Consider the following 4,900-nt stretch of genomic DNA (forward strand, 5'->3'; position numbering starts at 1 on the left):
AACTTGTTGTGCGACAGGCCGATGGAGCCGGTGAGGCCCAGTTCGTCCTCCATCCGCCTGGTCAGCCGGGCCAGGAGCACCGCGGGCGGCGCGCCGTGCAGGCGTTCGGTGCCGGAGAGGTCGAGGAAGGCTTCGTCGAGCGAGAGGGGCTCGATGGCGGGGGTCAGTTCCTCCATCATCGCGCGGATGGCGCAGGAGGCTTCGGTATAGGCGGCGAAGCGGGGCTTCACCACCACCGCCTCGGGGCAGAGCCTGAGCGCCTGGAACATCGGCATGGCGGACCGCACGCCCTTGATGCGCGCGATGTAGCAGCAGGTGGAGACCACGCCCCGGCTGCCGCCGCCGACGATGACGGGCTGGTCGCGCAGGGCCGGGTTGTCGCGCTTTTCGACCGAGGCGTAGAAGGCGTCGCAGTCCATGTGCGCGATGGACAGGCGGGTCAGTTCGGGATGCGAGACGATCCGGGGCGAGCGGCAGGCGGGACAGCGCGACGCCGCGGCATCGGTCAGGGTCAGGCAGTCGCGGCAGAGGCTGGGCATGGTGGCACAAGGCTACCACGCCGGTCGCGGGCTGTGGAGTGCGGCCATCGAAAGCGGTTGACCTTGCCGCCCGCCCTGCCGCCATATCCGGGGCCAGGAAAGGACCGCCGGCGCATGTCGCATCCCTATGAAACCCTGCCCGAGGACCGGTTCTGGCGCAGCGCCGTCGCCGGCCGCGACGCGCTGGAGATCACGGGCCTGTGGAAACCCAAGTTCCGCATCAAGCGGCGCACGCGGATCGTGACGGCGGGGTCCTGCTTCGCGCAGCATTTCTCGAAGGCGCTGGTCGCGCGGCGCTATCGCTGGCTGGATTTCGAGCCCGGCCCCTCGGTCCTGTCGCGCGAGCAGCGGCGGGACTATCATTACGGCACCTTCAGTTTTCGCACCGGCAACATCTACACGCCCCGGATGCTGCACCAGTGGCTGCGCTGGGCGCTGACCGACACCCCCCCGCCCGAGGAGGTCTGGGAGCGCGACGGGCGCTTCTACGACCCCTTCCGCCCCGGCGTGGAACCGGGCGGCTTCGTCAGCCCGGACGAACTGTTCGCCTCGCGCCGCGACACCCTGGCGGCGATCGCGGCGGCGGTCAGGGGCGCGCAGGTCTTCGTCTTTACCATGGGGCTGACCGAGGCCTGGCAGGACCGTGAGACCGGCGTGGAATATGCCGTCTGTCCGGGCACGGTGGCCGGGCGCTTCGATCCCGAGGCGCATGGCTTCGTCAACCATGGCTTCGCCGCGCTGATGGCCGACATGAAGGCCGCGCTGCGGCTGATGCTGGCGGCGAACCGGACCCTCGGGCTACTGCTCACCGTCTCGCCTGTGCCGCTGACGGCGACGGCATCGGGCAACCATGTGCTGACCGCGACCAGCCATTCCAAGTCCCTGCTCCGCGCGGTCGCCTCCGAGATGATGCAGGCAGGGCCCCGCGTGGATTACTTCCCCTCCTACGAGATCATCACCCATCCCGCCTATGGCGGCCGCTTCTTCGCGCCGAACCTGCGGTCGGTCCTGCCCGAGGGGGTGGACCATGTCATGACCCAGTTCTTCCGCGACCAGGCGGCGGCCTTCGGCGGAGAGGCTGTGGCCGCGCCCGTCCCGCCGCCCCAGCCGACGGCCGACGAGATGCCCGAGCCGGAATTGACCGAGGCCGAGGAGCTGCGCTGCGAGGAAGAGATCCTGGCGGCCTTTGCCCCGGATGCGCGCCCCGGGACCATGCCATGACCGACGCGCTGCCCCGGCTCTGCATCTTCGGCGACAGCCATTACGCCTGCCTGAAACAGGCGCATGTGCAGGGGCTGGTCGATGTCTCGGGCGTCGATCTGGAATACTGGGGGCATGTCGGCAGCCGGTTCCGGTTCCTGGAAGTGCGCGACGGGGCGATTCATCCGCTGGACGACTTCACCGCCCGGCGCTTTGCCAAGTTCAACGAGAAGGGCCGCAGCCTCCTGCCGGCGTCCGAGTTCGACCTGATCCATGTCACCGGCGCCCGGGTCTATGTCTGGGGCCTGTTCGTCCGGGTACTGAGCGCGCTGGGCGAGGGGCCTTTCGTCAGTTCCGGCCTTGTCCGGCGGATGCTGGCCGACGGGCTGCGCGGGCAGTCAGGCTATCGGCTGGCGGCGGGGCTGGCGGCGGCCGGACAGGCGCGCATCCTTCTGTCGCCCGTGGCCTTCTACACCGCCGTCCCGCCGCAACGTGCCGGGGCGATCACCCCGGAGACTGCCGCGCTGATCCCCGCGCATCTGCCCCGGTTCTGGGCGCTGCTGGGGGAGATCGCGGCCGAGGACGGCATCACGCTGCTGCCGCAGCCCGAGGGTACGGTGACGGAGGGGCTTTACACCGATCCCGCCTATGCGGTGGCCGACCATCTGGCCAGGGGCGACTACGAGCATCACAACGCGGCCTATGGCGCGCTGATCCTGGCCCGCGCCGTGGCACTCGCACGGCAGGGCCGGGCTTGCGGCGACAGGGAGTGCCCGGCAGGATGCGGGCAGGAGGTCGGATGCTGAAGATCGCTGAAACACTGCCGCCCGGGGCGCTGATCGGGGGGGAAGGCGAGGCGCTGGCCGAGGCTGTCCTGCGTAGCGGCGGGGCGCGCTTTGTCGCGCGCGAGGCCGATCTGGTGCGGACGGAAGGCGCGATCACCGGCTGGCGCGAGGCGCAGGGCGCGACCGTCGCCGTCCCGGCCGGGCCGAACACCGGCAACAGCCGCTTCGACCCCGGCCCGCCCGGTGCGATGCTGTGCCGCGAGGGCGAGAACTGCGGCTTCACCCTGCCCGGCTTTGCCCCCGAGGTCGAGGCCTTCACCGCCGCCGTTATCTACCGCTCGCAGGGCGAGGCGCGGACGCTGGCCTCGGTCTTTACCGGGCAGACGCAGAACATGATCTTCCTGGTCGAGCGCGACGGACAGGTGCAGCTGGCCGACCGACAGGCCACGGCGGGGCTGACGCTGCCCCTGCGGCCGAAAACGGGGGCCCGGCTCGCGCTGATGGCCTGGGACGGGCGCGTGCTGCGGCTGGGGCTGGACGGGCGGCGCGCCGAGGTCGCCGCGGCGATTCCGGGCCTTGCCCATCCGGCGGATTTCTTCATCGCCTGCCGGTCGAACCGCTCCGGTCTGGCCAAGACCCTGGGCAGCTCGCGCGTCCACGAGGTGCTGTTCTGGCCCGACCGCTGTCTGCCCGGCTCCGCGGACCCCGAGGACCGCGCCGCCCTTGCCGCGCTGGAGGCCCATGTCCGCTGGAGCTACTGAACCAACCACAGATGGCGCGCCGCTGCTGGACGTGCCGCCCGCGATGGGGCTGGACGCGGCGGCCTTTGCCGACCGGTTCCTGGTCGAGGGCGCGCATGCGAAGCTGTGGTTCGAGGGCGCCGGGGCAAAGCCGGGCGGGGCGCTGGTGGTGTCCTTCGACAACCTCGCCACGATCGACGAGGGCTGGCCGCGCCCGCCCTGGGCCTGGAAGCGGCTGGAGCCGCTCGGCCATGCCGTGCTGGGGGTGCAGAGCCATGCCAAGGACTGGTTCCGCCAGCCCACGGCCCCGGCCCTTTTGCGCGGGCTTGAGGAGCGCGGATTCTTCCGCCGCTTTTCCCGGGTGGTGCTGACCGGGGCCTCGATGGGCGGCTTCGCGGCGCTGAACTTCGCGCCGCTGATCCCCGAGGCGCGGGTGCTGGCCTTCAGCGCGCAATCGACGATGAACAAGGTCATCGCGCCTTTCGAGCACCGCTTTCCCTATGCCGTGCGCAAGTCGAACTGGGAGGGGATGCCCTTCCTCGATGCCGCGGCGGCGGTGCCCTACATCCGGCGCGTGGTGCTGGTCTATGACCCCTTCGTGCCCGAGGACCGCGCCCATGCCGCGCGCATGGCCGGGCCGAACGTGCAGCTTCTGCGCGTGCCCTTCTGCACGCACGAGGCGATCCGCGTGGTGCTGAAGTCGGGCACCTTCCCGATGCTGGTCGAGGCGATGGTCGCCGGCGACCGGGTGCCCGAGGACTTCTGGCGCGCCTTCCGCGCCCGGCGTCAGGTGCCGAAGTGGCAGCGCGCGCTGTTGGGGGCGGCGGCGAACCGGGGGCGGCCTCGGCTGGTGATCCGCGCGGCGGAGGCCATGCTGCGGCAGGCGGCCGACCTGCCCGAGGAGGAGACGCTCTTCATCCGCCGCGCCCGGCGGGCGGCGGCGAATGCGCTGAAGGCGGCGGCGGGGTGAGGGCTCGTCGGGCACTCCGTGCACTCCTCGCCGTGGCGCCGATCGAGGAGTGCCCGAAGGGCTCGAGGAGGCGGCCTCGGAGGCTAGGCCCCGGCTTCGGCCTTGTGCTATGCCGGGCGCGGCGAGCAGGACGTGAGTGATGGACCAGACGCGCGGCCGGATGATGGCGATGACCATGGTGGGAGGGGATCACTTCTTCCTCTCGCGCTGGGTGGACTATTACGGCCGCCAGCTTGGCCGCAAGAACTGCTTTGTCCTGTCGCATGGCGGCGACCCCGAACACAGGCGCATCGCCGAGGGCTGCAACGTCATCTACCTGCCCTATGACGAGACGCGGAACTGCTTCAACCAGCGACGCTGGCAGATGCTGTCGCGGCTGACCTCGGGCTTCACCAACTATTACAACTGGGTGCTGGTGGGCGACGTGGACGAGATCGTCTGCGTAGACCCCGCGGTGTCGGACAGCCTGCCGGGCTATCTGGAGCAATACGCGGTGAAGGGCGGGCCGCAGGTCGTCACCCCCTTCGCCATCGAGATGGTGCACAACCCCACGCTGGAACCCGAGCCGATCACCGAGGGGCGCAACATCCTGGACGTGCGCCGCATCTTCCGGCTGAACGCCAATTACGCCAAGCCCTGCATCACCCGCGACCGGATCGACATCGC

Annotated in this window: 5 protein-coding genes and 1 pseudogene; 5 read left to right on the forward strand and 1 reads right to left on the reverse strand. The window is 70.6% G+C overall.

From position 1 onward, the window contains the following. Positions 1 to 539, reverse strand: a pseudogene (locus ACK4IU_RS18215) (DNA polymerase IV); the annotation flags it as partial. Positions 540 to 653: 114 nt separating this feature from the next. Here ACK4IU_RS18215 and ACK4IU_RS18220 point away from each other — a divergent pair. From ACK4IU_RS18220 to ACK4IU_RS18240, 5 genes are all read left to right on the forward strand, one after another. Then, the gene (locus tag ACK4IU_RS18220; RefSeq protein WP_409738151.1) at positions 654 to 1,760 is read left to right on the forward strand and encodes a GSCFA domain-containing protein; all 1,107 of its coding nucleotides are present in this window, start codon (positions 654 to 656) and stop codon (positions 1,758 to 1,760) included. Then, positions 1,757 to 2,545: a hypothetical protein gene (locus tag ACK4IU_RS18225; RefSeq protein ID WP_409738154.1), complete on the forward strand. Its 789-nt coding sequence runs from the start codon at positions 1,757 to 1,759 to the stop codon at positions 2,543 to 2,545. Before ACK4IU_RS18220 ends, ACK4IU_RS18225 begins: the two co-directional genes overlap by 4 nt. Beyond that, the gene (locus ACK4IU_RS18230) at positions 2,539 to 3,285 is read left to right on the forward strand and encodes a hypothetical protein (protein ID WP_409738157.1); all 747 of its coding nucleotides are present in this window, start codon (positions 2,539 to 2,541) and stop codon (positions 3,283 to 3,285) included. Before ACK4IU_RS18225 ends, ACK4IU_RS18230 begins: the two co-directional genes overlap by 7 nt. Then, positions 3,266 to 4,234 carry an alpha/beta hydrolase family protein gene (locus ACK4IU_RS18235; protein ID WP_409738160.1) on the forward strand — a complete coding sequence of 323 codons (969 nt, stop codon included), beginning with the start codon at positions 3,266 to 3,268 and terminating at the stop codon, positions 4,232 to 4,234. The genes ACK4IU_RS18230 and ACK4IU_RS18235 overlap by 20 nt, the downstream gene beginning before the upstream one ends. 139 nt (positions 4,235 to 4,373) lie before the next feature. Further along, positions 4,374 to 4,900, forward strand: a 527-nt coding sequence (locus tag ACK4IU_RS18240) for a glycosyltransferase family 2 protein (RefSeq protein ID WP_409738163.1), incomplete at its 3' end; no start/stop codon positions are given.

It is taken from the genome of Tabrizicola flagellatus (assembly GCF_046295235.1).
GTDB classification, from domain to species: Bacteria; Pseudomonadota; Alphaproteobacteria; order Rhodobacterales; family Rhodobacteraceae; genus Tabrizicola; species Tabrizicola flagellata_A.

Bases quoted from the DNA above. Each gene is read 5' to 3' on its own strand.
- ACK4IU_RS18220 (WP_409738151.1), top strand. From the start codon at position 654: ATGTCGCATCCCTATGAAACCCTGCCCGAGGACCGGTTCTGGCGCAGC.
- ACK4IU_RS18225 (WP_409738154.1), top strand. From the start codon at position 1,757: ATGACCGACGCGCTGCCCCGGCTCTGCATCTTCGGCGACAGCCATTAC.
- ACK4IU_RS18230 (WP_409738157.1), top strand. From the start codon at position 2,539: ATGCTGAAGATCGCTGAAACACTGCCGCCCGGGGCGCTGATCGGGGGG.
- ACK4IU_RS18235 (WP_409738160.1), top strand. From the start codon at position 3,266: ATGTCCGCTGGAGCTACTGAACCAACCACAGATGGCGCGCCGCTGCTG.